Source organism: Bacillus sp. IBL03825, from assembly GCF_024712505.1.
GTDB classification, from domain to species: domain Bacteria; phylum Bacillota; class Bacilli; order Bacillales; family Bacillaceae_G; genus Bacillus_A; species Bacillus_A wiedmannii.
Window position 1 is genome coordinate 4,171,338 of the sequence record NZ_JAMXKE010000001.1, and the last position, 18,675, is coordinate 4,190,012.

Annotated in this window: 26 protein-coding genes and 1 pseudogene; 10 read left to right on the top strand and 17 right to left on the bottom strand. The window is 36.5% G+C overall.

Annotated elements, in window-relative coordinates; genetic code table 11:
- Window positions 1-11: 11 nt before the first annotated feature.
- From spoIIIAG to NHG49_RS21330, 8 genes are read right to left on the bottom strand one after another with little or no spacing between them, the layout of a single operon-like run.
- Window positions 12-674, bottom strand: coding sequence for a stage III sporulation protein AG (gene spoIIIAG, locus NHG49_RS21295; RefSeq protein ID WP_000368870.1), 663 nt, complete (start codon window positions 672-674; stop codon window positions 12-14).
- Complete coding sequence (spoIIIAF, locus tag NHG49_RS21300) at window positions 664-1,296, bottom strand: stage III sporulation protein AF (RefSeq protein ID WP_001161039.1); 633 nt, start codon at window positions 1,294-1,296, stop codon at window positions 664-666. The genes spoIIIAG and spoIIIAF overlap by 11 nt, the downstream gene beginning before the upstream one ends.
- Window positions 1,297-1,308: 12 nt before the next feature.
- A complete protein-coding gene (gene spoIIIAE / locus NHG49_RS21305; RefSeq protein WP_000943696.1) occupies window positions 1,309-2,481 on the bottom strand; it encodes a stage III sporulation protein AE in 1,173 nt (390 codons plus the stop codon).
- A 10-nt stretch (window positions 2,482-2,491) separates the two neighbouring features.
- Window positions 2,492-2,875, bottom strand: a complete 384-nt coding sequence (gene spoIIIAD, locus NHG49_RS21310) for a stage III sporulation protein AD (protein WP_077393170.1) — start codon at window positions 2,873-2,875, stop codon at window positions 2,492-2,494.
- 23 nt (window positions 2,876-2,898) lie between these two features.
- Complete coding sequence (gene spoIIIAC / locus NHG49_RS21315) at window positions 2,899-3,102, bottom strand: stage III sporulation protein AC (RefSeq protein WP_000020914.1); 204 nt, start codon at window positions 3,100-3,102, stop codon at window positions 2,899-2,901.
- A 14-nt stretch (window positions 3,103-3,116) separates the two neighbouring features.
- Window positions 3,117-3,632, bottom strand: coding sequence for a stage III sporulation protein SpoIIIAB (gene spoIIIAB / locus NHG49_RS21320; protein ID WP_000238694.1), 516 nt, complete (start codon window positions 3,630-3,632; stop codon window positions 3,117-3,119).
- On the bottom strand, window positions 3,626-4,552 hold the full coding sequence (spoIIIAA, locus tag NHG49_RS21325; protein ID WP_064474826.1) for a stage III sporulation protein AA: 927 nt from the start codon (window positions 4,550-4,552) through the stop codon (window positions 3,626-3,628). The genes spoIIIAB and spoIIIAA overlap by 7 nt, the downstream gene beginning before the upstream one ends.
- A 27-nt stretch (window positions 4,553-4,579) precedes the next feature.
- Window positions 4,580-4,861 carry a YqhV family protein gene (locus tag NHG49_RS21330; protein ID WP_000816054.1) on the bottom strand — a complete coding sequence of 94 codons (282 nt, stop codon included), beginning with the start codon at window positions 4,859-4,861 and terminating at the stop codon, window positions 4,580-4,582.
- A gap of 177 nt (window positions 4,862-5,038) precedes the next feature.
- Between NHG49_RS21330 and NHG49_RS21335 the strand changes: the two genes are divergently transcribed.
- Window positions 5,039-5,617 carry a GNAT family N-acetyltransferase gene (locus NHG49_RS21335; protein WP_088048127.1) on the top strand — a complete coding sequence of 193 codons (579 nt, stop codon included), beginning with the start codon at window positions 5,039-5,041 and terminating at the stop codon, window positions 5,615-5,617.
- Window positions 5,598-5,918 carry a hypothetical protein gene (locus NHG49_RS21340; RefSeq protein WP_064474824.1) on the top strand — a complete coding sequence of 107 codons (321 nt, stop codon included), beginning with the start codon at window positions 5,598-5,600 and terminating at the stop codon, window positions 5,916-5,918. The genes NHG49_RS21335 and NHG49_RS21340 overlap by 20 nt, the downstream gene beginning before the upstream one ends.
- Before the next feature lie 35 nt (window positions 5,919-5,953).
- Here the strand turns inward: NHG49_RS21340 and efp are convergent, their stop codons facing one another.
- From efp to NHG49_RS21360, 4 genes are read right to left on the bottom strand one after another with little or no spacing between them, the layout of a single operon-like run.
- Window positions 5,954-6,511 carry an elongation factor P gene (efp, locus tag NHG49_RS21345; RefSeq protein ID WP_000626521.1) on the bottom strand — a complete coding sequence of 186 codons (558 nt, stop codon included), beginning with the start codon at window positions 6,509-6,511 and terminating at the stop codon, window positions 5,954-5,956.
- Window positions 6,512-6,532: 21 nt separating this feature from the next.
- On the bottom strand, window positions 6,533-7,594 hold the full coding sequence (pepQ, locus tag NHG49_RS21350) for a Xaa-Pro dipeptidase (protein ID WP_064474823.1): 1,062 nt from the start codon (window positions 7,592-7,594) through the stop codon (window positions 6,533-6,535).
- Between the two features lie 4 nt (window positions 7,595-7,598).
- Window positions 7,599-8,039 (bottom strand): type II 3-dehydroquinate dehydratase, encoded by a 441-nt coding sequence (gene aroQ / locus NHG49_RS21355; RefSeq protein ID WP_000757087.1) that lies wholly within the window; start codon window positions 8,037-8,039, stop codon window positions 7,599-7,601.
- 52 nt (window positions 8,040-8,091) lie between these two features.
- On the bottom strand, window positions 8,092-8,580 hold the full coding sequence (locus NHG49_RS21360; RefSeq protein ID WP_142289410.1) for a YqhR family membrane protein: 489 nt from the start codon (window positions 8,578-8,580) through the stop codon (window positions 8,092-8,094).
- 244 nt (window positions 8,581-8,824) lie between these two features.
- Between NHG49_RS21360 and NHG49_RS21365 the strand changes: the two genes are divergently transcribed.
- A complete protein-coding gene (locus NHG49_RS21365; RefSeq protein WP_000807116.1) occupies window positions 8,825-9,745 on the top strand; it encodes a DUF1385 domain-containing protein in 921 nt (306 codons plus the stop codon).
- 79 nt (window positions 9,746-9,824) lie between these two features.
- Entirely contained in the window at window positions 9,825-10,226 is a 402-nt protein-coding gene (locus NHG49_RS21370; protein ID WP_001014467.1) for an SA1362 family protein, read from the top strand.
- Here NHG49_RS21370 and NHG49_RS21375 read toward each other — a convergent pair.
- The 3 genes and pseudogenes from NHG49_RS21375 to splB form a co-directional block, all read right to left on the bottom strand.
- Window positions 10,223-10,885, bottom strand: a complete 663-nt coding sequence (locus tag NHG49_RS21375; protein WP_064474821.1) for an HAD family hydrolase — start codon at window positions 10,883-10,885, stop codon at window positions 10,223-10,225. The genes NHG49_RS21370 and NHG49_RS21375 overlap by 4 nt on opposite strands.
- A gap of 54 nt (window positions 10,886-10,939) precedes the next feature.
- Window positions 10,940-11,368 (bottom strand): transcriptional regulator MntR, encoded by a 429-nt coding sequence (mntR, locus tag NHG49_RS21380; protein ID WP_001143071.1) that lies wholly within the window; start codon window positions 11,366-11,368, stop codon window positions 10,940-10,942.
- A gap of 144 nt (window positions 11,369-11,512) precedes the next feature.
- Window positions 11,513-12,539, bottom strand: a pseudogene (splB, locus tag NHG49_RS21385) (spore photoproduct lyase).
- A gap of 156 nt (window positions 12,540-12,695) precedes the next feature.
- Here splB and NHG49_RS21390 point away from each other — a divergent pair.
- The 3 genes from NHG49_RS21390 (at window position 12,696) to NHG49_RS21400 (ending at window position 14,700) form a co-directional block, all read left to right on the top strand.
- Complete coding sequence (locus tag NHG49_RS21390; protein ID WP_000556083.1) at window positions 12,696-13,013, top strand: PadR family transcriptional regulator; 318 nt, start codon at window positions 12,696-12,698, stop codon at window positions 13,011-13,013.
- A 5-nt stretch (window positions 13,014-13,018) separates the two neighbouring features.
- Complete coding sequence (locus tag NHG49_RS21395) at window positions 13,019-13,690, top strand: DUF1129 domain-containing protein (RefSeq protein ID WP_064474820.1); 672 nt, start codon at window positions 13,019-13,021, stop codon at window positions 13,688-13,690.
- Between the two features lie 200 nt (window positions 13,691-13,890).
- Window positions 13,891-14,700 (top strand): hypothetical protein, encoded by an 810-nt coding sequence (locus tag NHG49_RS21400; protein ID WP_064474819.1) that lies wholly within the window; start codon window positions 13,891-13,893, stop codon window positions 14,698-14,700.
- 27 nt (window positions 14,701-14,727) lie between these two features.
- Here the strand turns inward: NHG49_RS21400 and NHG49_RS21405 are convergent, their stop codons facing one another.
- Window positions 14,728-15,564 carry a lipoate--protein ligase family protein gene (locus tag NHG49_RS21405; RefSeq protein ID WP_000514071.1) on the bottom strand — a complete coding sequence of 279 codons (837 nt, stop codon included), beginning with the start codon at window positions 15,562-15,564 and terminating at the stop codon, window positions 14,728-14,730.
- A 170-nt stretch (window positions 15,565-15,734) separates the two neighbouring features.
- On the opposite strand from NHG49_RS21405, the gene NHG49_RS21410 reads away from it, so the two are divergent.
- Complete coding sequence (locus tag NHG49_RS21410) at window positions 15,735-16,118, top strand: rhodanese-like domain-containing protein (protein ID WP_000108656.1); 384 nt, start codon at window positions 15,735-15,737, stop codon at window positions 16,116-16,118.
- A 39-nt stretch (window positions 16,119-16,157) separates the two neighbouring features.
- On the opposite strand, the gene NHG49_RS21415 is transcribed toward NHG49_RS21410, so the two are convergent.
- A complete protein-coding gene (locus tag NHG49_RS21415; protein ID WP_258126879.1) occupies window positions 16,158-16,694 on the bottom strand; it encodes a DNA polymerase III subunit delta in 537 nt (178 codons plus the stop codon).
- A 318-nt stretch (window positions 16,695-17,012) separates the two neighbouring features.
- On the opposite strand from NHG49_RS21415, the gene NHG49_RS21420 reads away from it, so the two are divergent.
- Both NHG49_RS21420 and NHG49_RS21425 read left to right on the top strand, forming a co-directional pair.
- On the top strand, window positions 17,013-17,990 hold the full coding sequence (locus NHG49_RS21420) for a LacI family DNA-binding transcriptional regulator (RefSeq protein WP_064474818.1): 978 nt from the start codon (window positions 17,013-17,015) through the stop codon (window positions 17,988-17,990).
- A 98-nt stretch (window positions 17,991-18,088) separates the two neighbouring features.
- On the top strand, window positions 18,089-18,670 hold the full coding sequence (locus NHG49_RS21425) for a TetR/AcrR family transcriptional regulator (protein ID WP_002107720.1): 582 nt from the start codon (window positions 18,089-18,091) through the stop codon (window positions 18,668-18,670).
- Window positions 18,671-18,675 lie beyond the last annotated feature (5 nt).

Genomic DNA, 18,675 nt, shown 5'->3' on the forward strand with positions numbered 1-18,675 from the left:
TTTCCTCCCTATCAATTTTTCGGTGAAACTGAAACGCGATGGGCTGGTACATCTAGCAGCCGTATGACAGCTTCTTTTACCATCGCTTTAACTTGTATATTATCCACTCCTTTTGCTACGACAAGAACACCTCGTACTTTCGGTTTCTCTGTTCGTAAAACAACAGGAGTTTCTTTATCACCTTCACGTATAATGACTGTCTTTTCATCAAGGGACTCATCTTCTACTTCCCTCTTACCACCTGTCTTATCTGTTTCACCTGTTGTTTGTGAACGTTTCACTGTATTTTTCTCTAATATTTTTTCTTCTGATGAATCTAAATTTACTTTAATCGTTACATTTTTTACTCCCGCTATTTCTTCTAAGGCTGCTTTTAATTCTTGTTCATACGCTTTTTCATACTTTTCTACATTTGACATACTATCATTATTTTTTTGTCCAAAAGTTGGTACGTCTTTTTCTTGGTTTTGCGTTTTTTGTTCTTTAAATACAGGTACTTCTTCTTTTTTACTTGAAAAAAGACTACTAGAAAACATAAGCAAAATCCCAAGTATGAGTAGGACAAGTAAAAACTTAGGTGTTATCTTTTTTCCCTTCTCATTGCTTTCTTTTTCATCCCCATTCAATAAGTTTCGAAAAAATGAGAACTTCGAATTTTTATCTTTATTGTCCATTTACTCTACCTGTCCTCCCTTCCATTTGAACTTGGATTTGTTTATTCTCTAGTTGCCACCTGCTTGAAAAGAAATCTTTCATTTCTACATTCGTTTCTTCTACTTTTTTCGGAGGTTCCTTCGTGTTAATTTCAACTGGTTTTACTGTTTCGATTGCATCATTTTTACTACGTTCTTTTTCTTTCAACGTCACAACAACAGTTTGAATATCTTTTGCTGACTTTACTTCCGCTGTACTTTCCGCTGCGACTATTTGTATTTCAGAGACTGTCATACCATACTTTTTCTCGAATTCTTTTCCTACTTCTTTTTTCATTTTGGTAGCCATCTCTTCTAAACTATATGCACGTGTTAGAGCTTGTATTTCTTTTTTCTTCGAATCTATTGAATTTTTTACAGATCCTTCTGCTACGTACTTCTCTTCATTAAAATTTGCGATTACTTCATTCACATCTGTTTGCAGTAGTTTAAAAAGGGGCGTTAAGATTAAAACAACTAATAATAGACTTACAACGAATTTAACGTACTTTTGCAAATTTGAATTTGGAAGAATAAGATGAAGCATTGTCGCTAAGAGTAAAAAAACGATAATATTTCTAATCCACTCTGTAACAAATTGCATACCCTTCACCTCCTACCGCATCATAAGTGTAATGTTCCCCGCAGCAATAATAATTGTGATACTTAAAAAGAACATAAATGATACGATAGCTAAGCAAGCAAATACATAAATGATGCTTCGTCCGATAATATCTAAACATTGAATAATTGCTCCGCTGCCAACTGGCTGTAATACTGCTGCTGCGAATTTATAAATAAACGCGATACAAAAAATTTGAATCGCTGGAAAAGCGACAATTAAACATAGAATGACGAGTCCAATAATTCCGACTGTGTTTTTTAATAATCCCGATGCACTAATAACAGTATCCGCCGCCTCTGTAAACATTCTTCCTACTACGGGAATAAAGTTCCCTGTTACAAATTTAGCAGTTTTCACAGCGATTCCATCAGCAACAGCTGTCGCTGTTCCTTGTACAGATAATACCCCTAAAAAAATCGTTAAAAAAATACCGATAATCCCAACGCTAACGTTTTGCAGAAGCTTGGACAATTTCGTAACTTTATATTGATCACTCATCGTACTTACAATACTTAATATCGTTGCAAGTAATAAAAGTGGTAGAACGATATAATTCATCAAAAGCCCGCTCGTGTTCATTAAGAAGATGATAATCGGATGAAAAAACGATACAGATACAACACCACCTCCAGTTGCTATGAGTGCAAGCAAGATTGGCAATAGCGCTAATATGAAATCTACCATTGTTTGTATCGTTTCTCTTGCATATGTCATGACGACATAAAAACTATTTAAAGCGAAAATAATAAGTACCATATATACAACTGCATCCGCAATTTTACTTACACTACTCTTTGAAAATGCAGATTGCAGTGATTGCAACAATGCACTAAAAATTGTAAGCATAATGAGCGTTCCCAGCAGCTTCCCATTTGCAACAAGCTCGTGAAATAAATACTTTAATAAACCTAGCATCCACTCTTTTATAGAAATTTCTTTTTCTCCCTTTACAAACTCCATAAAACTACCTTTTTGACTCTCTGGTAAATAACCTCCATATTTTGTAACAAGCCCGTCCCAAAATTGCTTCACATCTTCAATTCCGAGCTTATCCAATTGTTGATCAACGACGTTTGTTTCTACAGGAGAAGCTTGTACAACAACCGGTAAAGAAAAGAAAAGGAAGCAAGCAAATAGCAGCTTAGCTCCAAACCCCCTCAACATTCACTCCCCCTTATCCCGTCGGTAAAAATCCGAGAATAGTTTCAATGACAACCGTCAAAATAGGAATCGCCATTACTAAAATTAAGATTTTTCCAGCTAATTCAATTTTTGAAGCGATTGCACCCTGCCCTGCATCTTTTGTAATTTGTGCTCCAAACTCAGCAATATAAGCAATCCCAATAATTTTTAGCAGCGTTTCTACATATACGTTGCTAACTTTCGCTTCACTCGCTACTCTCTCAATCATTTGTAAAATAGAGTGAATTTGATCAATTAAAATAAGAAACATCACGCTACCTACGAACACAATAAATAACGACGTAATGCTAGATTTATGCTGATTTAATACAGCCGCTAAAAACGTAGCAACGAGGCCTAATCCGACAATTTGTATAATTTCGATTCGAACCGCCTCCTTTACTGGAAGAGAAAGACACTCTTAATCTTGTCGAATAGCGTATTAATTAAAAATGCCACATGAAATAAAATAACGACAAAACCGACAAGGATAACCCAATTTGCAATATCCTCTCGCTTTAATTCTTTTAGTACGGTATGAATAAAAGCTAAAACAATGCCGATTCCGGCGATTTGAAATATTAATCCAACATCAATGGACATCGCCTTTCTCCCTCCTATAGCAGTAAAATTACGATAAGTAGCCCCGCTAGTACCCCTAAGCTCTTGATCATTTTTTCGTATTGCAGTTGTAATGCTTTCGCTTCTTCTTCTTCTCTCTCTAAATGTGTAATGCATAAGCGAATATGTTTTTGTTGTGATTCACGATCATGCTGTCCGAGCGTTTCGCCAAATTGCTGCAAAATCTCGTACTCAGTTTGTTGAAATGCTGTTAGCTTCCAATTTTCTTTCAAACTATCTATCCAAGCTTCTCTTACTGTTTGGTCTCCACTTTCTAGCCTTCTAGCGAAACTTTGAAATATCCAATTTAACGGCTTCGGCATTTGTTTCACTAATCGCTCAGCGGCTTCAGATAAAGGTGTATGCCCATACATAATTTCTGCCTCTAATGATTGAAGTGCCGCTTTTAATAATCTAAGTTGCCTTGGTCTCTCACTGTATCTTTTAGCGTATGAAAACCCGAAAAAGGTGCTGACCGCAACGATTAACACTGCACCAAATATTTTTACCATACGCCCTCAGCCTTTCTATGAGGTAATACCGATTTTCCATATTTATCTTTTACTTGCATAACTGTTCCTGGCCCTCTTGCTTTTGATAGCTCCACAAACCTATCAAATATGCCGAGCTCCAGCACCGCTTTTAGTGATGGACGTTTCACAACATCATCATAAGAAAATCCATGTGCACTTATAAAAAGCTGAACCCCTGCATGCACGGCCTCCATAATTGCTTCACTATCTTCTTTACGTCCGATTTCATCTACAATCAAAACATCTGGACTCATAGAACGAATCATCATCATCATTCCTTCAGCTTTTGGACATGCGTCTAACACATCTACTCGCGCTCCAAAGTCATATTGCGGGATGCCTTTCACGCAACCTGCAATTTCTGACCGCTCATCAACAATCCCGACTTTACAAGAAGGTATTTTCGAAGCACTTACACCTTGACTCATACAACGTGCTACATCTCTTAAAAGTGTTGTTTTCCCCGTTTGCGGTGGGCCAATTACCATCGTGTTTAACCATCTTGACTCATACAAATACGGCAAAAGTGGTTCAGCAATTCCTATTTTTTGACGAGCGATACGAATATTAAAGGAAGAGACATCTCGAATCATTTTCACTGCGCTTTTTTCTGTAATGACTTTTCCAGCTAAGCCGATTCTATGTCCTCCTCGAAGTGTCACATACCCACGTTTTAATTCCTCTTCCATCGTATAAATTGAGAATTGACTTAACTTATTCAATAAGTAAATGGCATCCTCTGCTGTAACGATATAGTCATAAAAAAACACTTCGCCATGAGCAATACATTCTAGCGGTCTTCCAATTCGAACACGAATTTCCTCTAGAGCATTGTATTGCTTACACCTTTCCACTAGCTGCTTCATCGTTTTCGGTAAAACTTCTAATACTTCTTTCATCAGCTTCTCCCCACTATACTCGACTTACTATTTCAACAACGCGATAAAAATGCAGCCAATTCCAAGCGCTAGAAAAAAGAGTTTCAAGAAAGAAATCTCACTTGCCACACTCGCTATGCCTATTGTCATTGTTAAAATTAATACGGTCGGTCCAACAAACGCCAACATACCATTTATAAACAATGCTTTTTTCGCATCATTCACATAAAGCATAAGCAAAGCGGCGAATATTTCCGCGCTACCCGAAAACAACCGAAGTAACCCCATTACAAGCACGGATGTTTCCATTGCCGCTAGCCATTGTTTCATTCTCCCACCTTCTCCCATAACGGTTACTAGTGCTACATTCCAAAAAAGAATATATTTGTACAACCATATGCAGGGGTTGTCTATTTCAGAATTAAAAACACAACTTTTCTCTAACGATTTTATTAAATCTTAATATTAATTTTTTATGGTATATTTAATTTAAAAGGGGTATAGACGATGCAACACGTTACTTTAGTACCACTCGATTTACGCTATGCAAATGTGATTTTTAAGCTATCAAGTGATCCACACGTAAAAAATGCATTAGGAATAACAGTAGAAAAGATCGAAGACACGAAAGCATTTCTTCTTTTCGCAATAGAAGAAGAGCGCCAAAAGAGATCTTTATCGAGAATGATTGTAAATGAAGAAAACGAAATAATTGGTCTCACCACACTTAAACATATTAATTTTGAGAAGAAACAATCTCATATTGGTAGTTGGCTCGGCTATCAATACTGGGGAAAAGGATATAATGAGGCTGCTAAAAAAGAAATCTTTAAAATTGCTTTTTTGGACTTACAACTTTCCTACGTATTTGCTGGCGCTAAAACGAATAATGTCCGCTCGTTAAAAGCACAAGAAAAACTGCCTTATATTTCATTGCATGTGGAAGATAGATTCCCTGGTGAACATTCTACCTTAGAGAATGAAGTAAAATCTTCTTGTGTACTACATGTCGTGTCACGTGAAAAATTTCTAAATTGGCTAGACCTACAAAAGGAGAAGGAAAAATATGAAGGTAGTAAAAATTAGTTTAACAGTCGTAGTAGAATTAGCTCTTATTTATCTTTTTTCAATAATAGTCGGTTGGTCATTTATGGAGACCTTTTTCCTTGGTAGCTTAGCGATATTTGCAATTACATGGCTAATTATTATGAGTAATCATAGAAACAACATTACGGATCACGCAATAAGTAAAACATTAACTGGTGTTGAGACTGGCGAAATAAAACCATTTCAAATCGTTTTCACTCCATATATGGCGGGTACTCTTTCACTTGTTTTAGTTAGTTTTATTATCACCGCTATTTACTACCTACCCTATTTCCTATAAAAAAAGCACTCGTGATCATCACGAGTGCTTTTCTACTATGCACGAGAAACGTATTTACCTTCACCAGTGTTGATGATAAGCATTTCGCCTTCGTTAATGAAAATTGGTACTTGTACAACAAGACCAGTTTCTAATGTAGCTGGTTTTGTTACGTTAGAAGCTGTATCACCTTTAATACCAGGCTCTGTTTCTGACACTTTTAATTCAACTGTGTTCGGAAGTTCAACACCAAGTACTTCATCTTGGTATGTCATAATAGATACTTCCATGTTTTCTTTTAGGAATTTAAGTTCGCGCTCGATTTGGTTTTCACCAAGTTCGATTTGCTCGTAAGTTCCGTTATCCATAAATACGTGAGACTCACCGCTCGCGTATAAGTATTGCATACGACGGTTTTCGATGTGTGCTTTTTCTACTTTTTCACCTGCACGGAATGTTTTCTCTTGAACAGATCCTGTGCGAAGGTTACGTAGTTTAGAGCGAACGAATGCAGCACCTTTACCTGGCTTTACGTGTTGGAAATCCATTACTTGCCAAAGGGCATTGTCCACTGAAATTGTTAAACCTGTACGAAAATCGTTTACTGAAATCATGTAAAAAAATCCTCCTGTATATTACAAAATAATAAGTTCTTTTGGTGATTTCGTAATTACTTCATTACCTTCACTTGTTACAATGATATCATCTTCAATACGTACGCCGCCAATACCTGGAATATAAATACCTGGTTCTACTGTTACAGCCATTCCTGGTTCAAGTACTGTATCAGAACGGAACGCTAAACCTGGTGCTTCATGGATTTCAAGACCAATTCCATGACCAGTAGAGTGTCCGAAGTATTCACCATATCCTTTTTCAGTTATGTAATCGCGCGTTAACGCATCCGCTTCACGGCCTGTTAAACCAGCTTTAATACCGTTCACACCACGTAGTTGTGCTTCTAAAACGATATTATAAATTTCTTTTAATTTATCAGATGGTTCACCAACTGCAATCGTACGAGTAATATCAGAGCAATATCCTTTATAATAAGCGCCGAAGTCTAATGTAACGAAATCTCCTGTTTCTATCACTTTTTCAGATGCCACGCCGTGCGGTAATGCCGAACGAAGACCTGAAGCAACGATAATATCAAACGAAGAAGATGTTGCTCCTTGTTTTCTCATGAAAAATTCAAGTTCATTTGACACTTCAATTTCAGATACTCCCGGGCGAATGAATGATAGAATATGTTCAAAGGCAGCATCTGCAATCTGTGCAGCTTCCTTTAATATCTTAATCTCTGAATCAGTCTTTATCAAGCGTAACTTTTCTACAAGCCCAGAAGTTGGGATAAATTCAGCATCGATCGCTTCTTTATGTGTTGAATAAGAACTATATGTAAGAGTATCTTGCTCAAAGCCAAGCTTTTGAATTCCCAGTTCCTTCACTTGCTTTGCAACTTCATCAATGATTAATCCTGCATGCTGTACAATCTCGTATCCAACCGCTTGTTTACTAGCCTGCTCTACATAGCGGAAATCTGTAATAAATTGAGCACGTTTTTTCGAAATCAGTACAACACCAGCTGTTCCTGTGAAGTTTGCCATATATCTACGACTATGTTCATTTGTTAACAAAATACCGTCAATACCAGCCTCATCAAATGCGCTTCTTACTCTTTCGATTTTCTCCATTACTTTATGCCTCCCTCAATTTCTCCATTAATGCAAATAACGCTAACTTATAGCCATAAAAACCAAATCCAACAATTTGTCCCGCACAAACAGCTGCCGTCACAGATTCATGACGGAACGACTCACGCTGATGAATGTTAGAAATATGTACTTCAATAACAGGAATCGAAATGCTCGCAATTGCATCTCGAATCGCATAGCTATAATGCGTAAATGCTCCAGGATTTAAAATGATCCCTTCATATATATCTTCCGCCTCATGAATACGATCGATAATCGCACCTTCATGATTCGATTGGAAACATTCTAACTCCACTCCCATTGTTTCTGCTTCTTGCTTCATATCTGCTTCAAGTGTCGCTAGCGTGCCCTTTCCATATACATTTACCTCTCTGACACCGAGGCGATTTAGGTTAGGACCGTTTACGAGGAGTACCTTTTTCATATGCTTAAAACTCCTTAATATTAAATATCTATACAACATTTTAACATAGGAGTTACTTGTTTGAATAGTTCGTCTTCTCTTCCCCTTCTTGCTCGGCCTTATTGGTATTTACTGCGTAAGAAACAGAGTATGCAATAAACACACCATACAATATAAAAATACATATCGTCGTCACAAGTGTTTCTTTCGGTAAATGGAGTGCGCTTTTAATAGCAGGCGCTATTAACCCCATTCCGAAAAATAGTAACGCCCACCAAAATAGCCCATAAATCATCCCTGGAAGAATTCCTTCAAACTTTGCCAAAAACGCTTTATACAAAAAGGCAATTAAAATCGAAAGTAGTCCCATACAAACAATTCCTGACACATTGCCCCATACCCCTTCTTTCCAGCTTCCAAAGGCAAATGGTAAAAGTAAATAGTTCGGTCCCGCTTCCGTAAATGAAAATATATGAAGGAAATACCATATCCCCCCCCAAAAGATTCCACCAAATAAACCAATTTGTACAAAATTCCTTGTTCCTAATTGTTCTTGACTCACATCGACACCTCCGCTCAATAGTATGCCCGAAACTATTTTGAACCATGTTTAAATACTGCGAAATTTGTCTATAAAAAGAATAAGAAATGTCCGACTCTCGTAACATTTTTCCTTGTCATATACTTGTATTTGTCGATAAAATAAAGGAAACTCGGTGATTGTCTTATTTCAAAACGACAGAACCCAGTATGACAATTGCCTCTTTTTCTACATAAGAGAGAAACAAATACAGGTTGGTGTTAACATGGCAGAAGAGTCAAAACAAATATATGGCGGGCAAGCAGTCATAGAAGGAGTTATGTTTGGCGGTAGAGAATATACTGTTACAGCGGTTCGTCGTAAAGATAAATCGATTGAATTTTATCGATTACCACGCGTTCGTAATAAAGCATTATCTATCCTGAAAAAAATTCCATTTTTACGAGGGATTGCCGCTATTGTGGATGCAAGTGCGAATGGAGCAAAACATTTAAACTTTGCTTCAGAACGATTTGATGTCCACCCAGAAGAAGACGAACAAATCGCAAATAACAAAGAAGAACAATCGAAATTAACGATGGTATTAGGAGTTGCAGCAGTTGGTGTTTTATCTTTCATATTTGGTAAAGTCATTTTCACAGCAGTTCCTGCACTACTAGCTGAATTAACGAGACCGATTTTCCCCTCTCATACAGGGCAAATCATTGTCGAAAGTGTCATTAAGCTCATGCTATTATTGAGCTATATATACTTTATTTCTTTAACCCCACTTATTAAGCGGGTATTTCAGTACCATGGTGCGGAGCATAAAGTAATTAATGCCTATGAGAATAACCTTCCAATGACTGTAGAAAATGTGCAAAAACAAACTCGCCTTCATTATCGCTGTGGCAGTAGCTTTATTATATTTACAGTCATTATTGGAATGTTTGTTTATTTCCTTGTCCCTACAGATCCACTTTGGGCCAGAGTCGTAAACCGAATTTTATTAATTCCAGTCGTTCTCGGCATTTCTTTCGAAGTGTTACAATTTACAAATCGATTACGCGATATTCCAGTATTACGCATACTTGGATATCCCGGATTATGGCTGCAACTGTTAACAACGAAAGAACCAACAGATGATCAAGTGGAAGTAGCCATTGCATCGTTTGAAGAATTATTACGTTTAGAAAACAAACAATAATTATTTAAAATTGGTGTTCAACTCCTTTCCTCATCGTTAATATACTAATTTTAATATATGTTTTTAGGAGGTGTCCCTTATGAACGGTCGTTCGTTTACATTCGCTATAGTTATGCTTATTATCGGATTAGCAATATTCGGCCTTGTTTCATCTGTCATTACAAATCCAATGGGTGTATTAAGAAATATCGGGTACATGTTACTTGTTGTCGGTATCTTTTATTTGCTATACAAGATGTTTACAAATTCTAGTGGTTCTGCAAATTCGCAAAGCTCTTATAAGCGTGCAGCGAAACAATCGAACCGCAAACATGGGAAACAAAATGTAGCACCCCTAAGCAATTCTTTCTTGAAATCCAACGCTTCTAATGACAAAGGTAAGAAAGGCGCTCCTTCCACTTTGAAGCGAAAAAGAAAACAATCTCATTTAACTGTCATTGAAGGTAAAAAAAACAAAAAGAAAGACCGTGCTTCCTTTTAGGAAATACGGTCTTTCTTTATATTTTGCAGTACTTCTTTCAAACTTTTATCTTTCATACTTTCAATTCGAAGGTGATGATTTTCAAATGGTAAATTCCTTGTCACATCATTAGGTACAACAACGCACTTTAATCCTGCTGCAATCGCTGCTTTTAATCCGTTTAACGAGTCTTCAAATACAACAGCTTCAGACGGATCAATTCCTAAATCTTCTATCGCAATTCGATAAAGTGCTGGATCCGGTTTTACCTTCTCAACATCTTCCCTTGTTTTAATGACTTCAAAATAATCTCGAATTTGTAGCTCTTCCAAAAAAGAAGTAACCCATTCTCTAGATGAACTGGAAGCTAATGCGATTTTCAATCCCATTTCTTTCGCTTCCTCTAAATATTCTTTTACCCCGTCACGAGCTTCTGGTATTTTCATTTTCTCTTTATGTAAAGTTTTCACTTTTTCTTTTAATGCATCCTTGTTAAACTTCTCTTTTAATTGCTCATTTAAATATGCGTAAAGCACATCGTCTGTCGTTCCAATACATTTCGCAAATTCCGTTAAAGGTAACTCCCCACCGTACTCACGAACAGCGTCTCTGAAAGAGTGAAACCATATTGTTTCTGTGTCTACAATTAATCCATCAAAATCAAAAATAATTGCTTTCATAATTTCCCCATCCTTTTCGGTTGAAATAAAAAAGGAAACGACATACGTTCCCCCTTAATTACTTTTCTCTTCATTTGCTTTTTGAACGCCACGAAGTGTTTCCACTCGAACCTCATCTTGTTCAAAATATTGCACTAGATCACCAATGCGGTCAATTGCTTCCCAACTTAAATGATGTTCAATTCCTTCTACATCATTGTAAATTTTACTTTCATCCAAACCGATAATACGCATAAATTGCTCTAGCAAGTCATGACGATATACGAGACGTTCTCCGATTTTTTTACCTTTTGATGTTAATACAAGCCCTCTATATTTTTCATAAATTAGATATTCATCTTTGTCTAATTTTTGCACCATTTTCGTTACAGAGGATGGATGTACACTCAGCGCTTCAGCAATATCAGATACGCGGGCATAACCCTTTTCATCAATCAACAAATAAATTTGTTCAATATAATCTTCCATACTAGGGGTAGGCATCGGTTTCCTCCATCCAATTTCATTTTGCTCATTCCGTACGAAGCAATCAATAAAATGATACACCAGAAAGAATAACGTGACAAGTTGAAAACAAGCCTAAATATTTAAAAGAAAAAAGAACTTGCATTCCAATACAAGTTCTTTTCATGTAAAATATTGAATTTCTGCGTTAGGAAAAAAGTGATGAATATATCCTCTAATCGTTTCTTCCAATACTTCTGCATCATCTTTTTTATATACGTATTTCCCGATGCCATATCGTCCCCATTTATATTTGCGCTTCTCTTCATCCATTTCAAGCTTCGTATTCGGATAACGCTCTTGAATGACCTTTTTTGCTGGTTTTGTAAAGCGATGTTGAATTAATTCAAATGTTAAATTCGGTATCGACAAATCTTTTAGCGCATTGTACATTCGCTCAAATAGTTCACGATATCCTTCTTCCCATCCTTCATGCATATTAAAGTGGTGCAACTATAAACCCAAGTGGATAACCCGCACCTGCTACTTTACGAGCCGCTTCAATTCGTTCTTCAAAAGGTGATGTCCCCGGCTCAAAATTTTTGATTACATACCGTGAATTAATACTAAATCGAAAACGAGTTTTCCCATTATGTTTTGCATCTAATAAATGATCAACGTGCGAATATTTCGTAACGAAACGTAAACGCCCATGCTCACTTTCTCCAATGAATTCAATCGCCCGCTTTAATGCATGTGTTAAATGATCAATTCCAACAATATCTGATGTACAAGCCGCTTCAAACCTTGTTATTTCTGGTGCTCTTTCATCCATATACTGCTTTGCCTTCTCAAATATTTCATCAAGATTGACATACACGCGAACGTAAGGCTTACTCCCAAGTGTCGTTTGCAAATAGCAATAATGACAATGTCCCATACACCCCGTTGCGAGCGGGATTGCATATTCAGCTGACGGTTTTGACGTATCAAACTTTAATGTTTTCCTCACCCCAACGACAAGTGTTGCCTTTGCATTACGATACTTTTGCAAATCATTTTCACCTGGCAAATTTCTAATTTGATTATGGGATGTCATTTCACGAATTTCTAATCCCATCTTCGTAAACTTCTCATACAGCTCTTTTCCAAGCGGATATTCGAGTGCCTTCGGTTCAAAGTAAACGAGTTTTGGCATAAATGGTTTCATATGCTTCCCTCCTCTCGTTAGTATGGGAAACGATGAAGAATTAACACTCATTAAAGTTTTCCACTTCAGTAACTTGCGTTGCAAGTTACTGAATGTTATAATTTGGATAACAGCTACCTTGCAACGCAAGTTACCTGAGTAAAAGGTGGTGAAATCATGCACAGCCAAATGTTAAAAGGTGTGCTCGAAGGTTGCATCCTATACATCATTTCACAAGAAGAAGTGTACGGATATGAACTGAGTACAAAATTAAATAAACACGGATTTACATTCGTAAGTGAAGGAAGCATATATCCGTTATTGTTACGTATGCAAAAAGAAAAATTGATTGAAGGAACATTAAAAGCTTCCTCACTCGGTCCAAAGCGAAAATATTATCACGTAACCGACAAAGGATTAGAGCAGCTTGAAGAGTTTAAACAAAGTTGGGGAATGGTTTCAACTACGGTGAACAATTTATTACAAGGGGAGTGATAGGGATGAATGCACAAGACATGATTGAATTGAATAATAAAAAACGTGAGCTTCTAACTTCCGAAAACGAAACTGCTTATGGCGATATGCTAGTATATCTTCGATTATCTAATGTACCCGAACATCAAGTAGAAGAACTTTTATTAGAAATATTAGACCATCTTATCGAAGCACAAGCAGAAAATAAAAGTGCTTACGACATTTTCGGTAATGATTTACAATCTTATTGCGATGAACTTATATCAGCTTTGCCTGTCCAAACAAAATTAGAAAAAACTTCTTTAATCGGTTTTGTTATTAGCTTACTTCTTGCTATACAGTTTGGAATCGATGCAATTGTTTCCTTTTTCATTTTAATCTTTGAAAATAATGTAGAACAATTCACCCCAGCTTTTAGTATCCCTGGAACTATTTTGTCTGTTTCACTCATTATTCTAGGAATACTGCTTATTTTATATTTATTAAAGCGTTACTCCTTTGATCAAAAAATAAATTGGAAAAGACGAATTCTATTCGGGCTCGCTTTTGCTACTCCATTTTGTTCAGCTATATTCGTAAATATTTATTTTAGAAAACAACCTTACCTTATTTATCATCTAACCTTTTGGCAAAACGCCTTAATCGCTATCTTATTTTTTATTTTATATAAATTACTATACAAAAAATCAAATTTTTAACAGCCTTTCAAAAGGCTGTTTTTCTTCTGTCTAATTTTACAAATTGAAAAATTTCATAAAGAAAATAAGAAAAATGCAAAATAATTAAAGTTAATTGTTGACGTGATGCTTTTATTATCGGTATCATAAATCTTCGTGAGCAATTATTTTTCGTTATACGATTTTTTTATTATTACTGAATTTTTGAGAGGAGAAATTAAATGTCAGTTAAGAAGAAAACGCAAGTACGCACCGGCAAAATGGTACGTGAACTAATGTTAGCAGACGAAGATGTAAATGCTTCGCTAATTATGGTATATAGTGAAAACGGTGTAAACGCAGAAATTAAAATCGAGGGCTTAACGCCGAAATGTAACGAAGAATTATTTTTGAGCGGAAACGTGGATTGGAACAAGAGTGTTATTTATAAAATTGTTGATTTCACTGGGAACGCTGAAGTTGGTAAAGTTACATTAACAGCGATGAACAAAAATAATGTTTCTCTAGAAGTTGAACGCGTTATGTGGAGCAAAGAGAATAAAGAAGCTGCTGAGCAAGAAGAAACTGTTGTAGAAGCTCCAAAAGCAGTTGCACCTGCTCCAAAACCTGTTACGCGAGTAGAAACACCTGCAGCACCTAAACCTACTCCGGTACCGACACCGAAGCCAGTAAGTGTAGAAGCAGCTGTGGAACTATCTACTCCAGCACCTGTGAAAAAAGCAGCACCAACTCCAGTTACAAAGCAAGAGACAGCACCGGTCGCTCCTGCAAAACCGAAGCAACCTGCTTTGACTGAAACAAATACAAAACTACAAGAAAATTATGTTAAACTTGTGAAAAAGACAATTGAAGTTTGTCAAGATTACGAGCTTGGCATCGACATAGATGATTCTATTGAAAGCTTAAAAAAAGAACTACAAAGCCAAGGTATTAGCGTTACATTTGACAAAGAAATTATGGACGTTGTAAATCGCCTTCGTTCTTTACAAGATAAAGGAATCAAAGTAGAAAAAGTACTTAATTTACTATAAAAAATAAGAGGTGGCAATTGCCACCTCTTATTTTTTATAATTCCATTCCTTACTTTCATACTTCTCTTTTGCTAATGTTTGCACTTCATGTAACTGTTCTTCTGTTAATTCATACGGAACAAGCTCTACATCTAATCCTTTTTCAAACCCAACCTCAAACGCTTTAATTAACTGTTCGATTGTAAACGTACGGTCTGTTAATTCATTAATTGCTACCGCTTTAGAAGAGAACATACTCTTCATACGCTCTTTTACACGTTCATTCGGGAATAAAAACAGATCGTATAATTCATCTAAATCTATTTCTAACGGAATCGATCCGTGCTGTAAAATCACACCTTTTTGACGTGTTTGAGCACTACCTGCGATTTTTCTTCCTTCTACTACAATTTCATACCAAGACGGTGCATCAAAGCATACTCCTGAACGTGGATTTTTTAAATTTTCACGGTCTGCTTCTGTTTTTGGAACTGCATAATATGCTTCTAATCCTAATGCCTTAAAACCGTCTAATAAACCTTGCGAAATAATACGATACGCTTCTGTAACTGTTTTTGGCATATTTGGATGATCTTCAGACACAATAACACTGTACGTTAATTCTTTATCATGTAGTACACCCCTGCCGCCTGTTTGACGACGAACGAATCCATATTTCTTTTCGTTAACTACATCCATATTAATATCTTTTTCAACACGCTGGAAATACCCAACTGTTAATGTTGGTACTTCCCATTCATAAAAACGAATGGTTGGTGGCATTTTCTTTTCACTTTGCCAATTTAATAAACATTCATCTAACGCCATATTAAATGCCGGTGAACATTGACCAGAGTTAATATAACACCATTTTTCTTTTCCCATCCTGCACCTCATATAACCAATTATTTTTCACATTCTCTAGTCTACCAAATTCGACAAAATTTGTGAAAGAATACGAAATTTCTTCTTATATGCAAATGAATCTGTTGCATAAATACATACGGGCATTATAATATTGAAAGTAGGATAAGAAAAAAGGGAGCGATAGAACCGTGTCAACAACTTGGATTATTTTATTAGCCGTAATCGTAGCGTTCATCGGCTACACTGTATGGATGTATTTCTATCAGAGAAAATTAATTAAAACACTTTCAGAAGAAGAGTTTCGCGCTGGCTACCGCAAAGCACAGCTTATCGATATTCGCGAAGCAGACGAATATACTGCAGGACATATTTTAGGCGCACGTAACATTCCATTATCACAAATTCGCCTTCGTCATAAAGAACTTCGCAAAGATCAACCAGTTTACTTATACTGCCAAAGCGGATTCCGTACTGGTCGTGCAGCTCAATACTTAAAGAAACAAGGCTACAAAGATTTCTACCAATTACAAGGTGGATTCAAAACGTGGACTGGAAAAATTAAAAAGAAATAATAACATACAAAAACTAGCTGAATCATTCAGCTAGTTTTTTCATTCCATATTATTCGCAATGTATACTAAATTTTGCTTAATCACATCTTTATCATTCTCTTGCACATTACGATACAGCAGCTGATATTCAAGTCCTTTCTCTTTCCAAATAAGCGTAGCGAATTCATCTCCTCGCCCAGAGTCATCCTTATTTTTAAAATAAGAGAATGCTCCACTATTCAATTTCATTTGTTCTTGAAATCGCTTCTCTTCCACGAGATCCGGAAAACTATAAGGAAAGTTTGCAACATTTAACTCAATATACTCATTTCTACCTGGCTCCTGCTGTTTATATTTAATCATTAAGACAGCGTTCTTCTTCCCAATCGTTCTGACTTCCCCCTTCACATCACTCGTAATGTCATACGGTAAAAACGCCGGAACTTTAAATTTCACTGGAAAATATTTCGGAAGCTCCTTTAGTGGAATAGGAGCCGTAACACGATCCATAGCTCCCCCTGTTGTTCCCACAAAGTTTTTTTCTTCTTGCATCGTTTGCTGAAACGAACATGAACTTAGCACTAGACTAGAAAACACGAAACAAATGATTCTTTTTTTCAATTTGTTTCCGCCCTTTCATACCGCTATCTTTATGAATGAAGTGTTTATATGCTATTCATATTCGCTTCATTAACAAACTCCCCCTTTGAAAACTTTCCACGTTATTCTCACACATTTTGACAAAACTTCTTTTATAGACGCAAAAAAGCCCCCTATCATTCTTACGCCCAAATAAAAAGGTTACGCGAATAAAAAGAAGCCTTACTTATAACATAGTTTGTGAAAAGCTTTTCAGGTCAAGATTTTTTCATTCTTATTATTTTCCCTTTATAATAAAGGAAAGAGGTGATACATATGGCCAATATAAAACAAATTGCAAAAACCGCTGGTGTATCCATATCAACTGTTTCCCGCGTCCTTAATAATCACCCTTACGTAAAAGAAGAAAAACGTAAGCGTGTTCTAGATGCTGTTGAAGAATTGAACTATGCAAAAAATATAAATGCTATTCATTTAATAAAGGGAAAAACATATACAATCGGGGTTATGCTCCCCTTCATTAATCTTCCATACTTCAGTACCATTATTGAAGGAATCGGAAACGAAGCGTTAGCAGCTGGATATCACATTAATTTATGTCAAACAAATTACGATAGCCTCGAAGAGATTCGTGTTCTTGAAATGATGAAAATGAAACAATTCGATGGAATGATTATTTGCTCTCGAACGAGTTCTTGGGAACAAATTGAACCTTTCGCAAAATTTGCCCCTATTATTTCATGTGAAAAGATGAAGCATCCCCTCATTTCATCCGTCTACGTAGATCACTATGAAGGCTTCCGTCTCGGCACTGCCTATTTACTCAGTAAAGGCCATGAAAAAATCGGAATCTGTTTAGCAAGAAAAACGAGTGCAAATTCTATGGAGCGCGAAAAAGCATTTGCTGATACGCTTCATAACGAAGGTAAAACGGTACATCCAGATTGGATTTTTCATCAATGCTATACGATGCAGGATGGTGCAAAAATACTTCATCGCATTTTAAACATGAAAAATCGCCCAACCGCTATTTTTACAGCGAACGATCAAGTTGCAGCTGGTTTATTAACAGAGGCGCGAAAGCATAGTATTCGAGTCCCTGAAGAACTTGCTATCCTTGGATTTGATAATCATGAAATTTCAAAGGCGTTAGAAATTTCAACAATTGAGCATCCCGGCCTTACAATGGGCTCACATGCTTTTTCTTTATTCCATAAACAAATCCAAAGCGAGCAAATTGCCGGGAATGCAGAAGAGCTTTCATTCCATTTAATTGAGCGAGATACTGTCTGAAAAAAGAGCGTTACCTATAGCGCTCTTTTTCAGCTCTTCACCTATTGACTTTATATTTCCCATCTCATATAATGAACCTAACGAACGGTAGGTAGGGGATGAAAATGACAGCAAACCGCATTAAAGCTGTAGCACTTTCTCATTTCGCACGCTACGGCTATGAAGGAACTTCATTGGCAAATATTGCTCAAGAAGTCGGGATTAAAAAACCATCGATTTACGCACACTTTAAAGGAAAAGAAGAGCTATATTTTATATGCTTAGAATCCGCTCTTCAAAAAGATTTACAGAGCTTCACAGACGATATCGAAAAATTTTCAAATTCGTCTACTGAAGAATTGCTCTTACAGTTACTAAAGGGCTACGCAAAACGATTTGGTGAAAGTGAAGAATCAATGTTTTGGTTACGAACTTCCTATTTTCCGCCTGATGCATTCCGCGTACAAATTATCGAAAAAGCGAATGCACACATTGAAAACGTCGGAAAACTTTTATTCCCTATATTTAAACAGGCAAACGAGCAAAGTGAACTGCATAACATTGAAGTAAAAGACGCTCTAGAAGCTTTTCTATGCTTACTGGACGGACTTATGGTTGAACTACTATTTGCAGGTTTAAATCGCTTTGAGACTCGTTTAAACGCCTCTTGGCAAGTATTTTGGCGAGGTCTTTCAAACTGACGGAT

Coding starts and splice junctions, on each gene's coding strand:
- NHG49_RS21370 (WP_001014467.1), top strand. CDS start 9,825: ATGAACGGTCGTTCGTTTACATTCGCTATAGTTATGCTTATTATCGGA.
- NHG49_RS21330 (WP_000816054.1), bottom strand. CDS start 4,861: ATGAAACAATGGCTAGCGGCAATGGAAACATCCGTGCTTGTAATGGGG.
- efp (WP_000626521.1), bottom strand. CDS start 6,511: ATGATTTCAGTAAACGATTTTCGTACAGGTTTAACAATTTCAGTGGAC.
- spoIIIAC (WP_000020914.1), bottom strand. CDS start 3,102: ATGTCCATTGATGTTGGATTAATATTTCAAATCGCCGGAATCGGCATT.
- NHG49_RS21400 (WP_064474819.1), top strand. CDS start 13,891: ATGTCAGTTAAGAAGAAAACGCAAGTACGCACCGGCAAAATGGTACGT.
- NHG49_RS21425 (WP_002107720.1), top strand. CDS start 18,089: ATGAAAATGACAGCAAACCGCATTAAAGCTGTAGCACTTTCTCATTTC.
- NHG49_RS21420 (WP_064474818.1), top strand. CDS start 17,013: ATGGCCAATATAAAACAAATTGCAAAAACCGCTGGTGTATCCATATCA.
- NHG49_RS21405 (WP_000514071.1), bottom strand. CDS start 15,564: ATGGGAAAAGAAAAATGGTGTTATATTAACTCTGGTCAATGTTCACCG.
- spoIIIAG (WP_000368870.1), bottom strand. CDS start 674: ATGGACAATAAAGATAAAAATTCGAAGTTCTCATTTTTTCGAAACTTA.
- NHG49_RS21395 (WP_064474820.1), top strand. CDS start 13,019: ATGAATGCACAAGACATGATTGAATTGAATAATAAAAAACGTGAGCTT.
- spoIIIAA (WP_064474826.1), bottom strand. CDS start 4,552: ATGAAAGAAGTATTAGAAGTTTTACCGAAAACGATGAAGCAGCTAGTG.
- spoIIIAB (WP_000238694.1), bottom strand. CDS start 3,632: ATGGTAAAAATATTTGGTGCAGTGTTAATCGTTGCGGTCAGCACCTTT.
- NHG49_RS21390 (WP_000556083.1), top strand. CDS start 12,696: ATGCACAGCCAAATGTTAAAAGGTGTGCTCGAAGGTTGCATCCTATAC.
- spoIIIAF (WP_001161039.1), bottom strand. CDS start 1,296: ATGCAATTTGTTACAGAGTGGATTAGAAATATTATCGTTTTTTTACTC.
- aroQ (WP_000757087.1), bottom strand. CDS start 8,039: ATGAAAAAGGTACTCCTCGTAAACGGTCCTAACCTAAATCGCCTCGGT.
- pepQ (WP_064474823.1), bottom strand. CDS start 7,594: ATGGAGAAAATCGAAAGAGTAAGAAGCGCATTTGATGAGGCTGGTATT.
- NHG49_RS21375 (WP_064474821.1), bottom strand. CDS start 10,885: ATGAAAGCAATTATTTTTGATTTTGATGGATTAATTGTAGACACAGAA.
- mntR (WP_001143071.1), bottom strand. CDS start 11,368: ATGCCTACCCCTAGTATGGAAGATTATATTGAACAAATTTATTTGTTG.
- NHG49_RS21340 (WP_064474824.1), top strand. CDS start 5,598: ATGAAGGTAGTAAAAATTAGTTTAACAGTCGTAGTAGAATTAGCTCTT.
- spoIIIAE (WP_000943696.1), bottom strand. CDS start 2,481: ATGTTGAGGGGGTTTGGAGCTAAGCTGCTATTTGCTTGCTTCCTTTTC.
- NHG49_RS21365 (WP_000807116.1), top strand. CDS start 8,825: ATGGCAGAAGAGTCAAAACAAATATATGGCGGGCAAGCAGTCATAGAA.
- NHG49_RS21335 (WP_088048127.1), top strand. CDS start 5,039: ATGCAACACGTTACTTTAGTACCACTCGATTTACGCTATGCAAATGTG.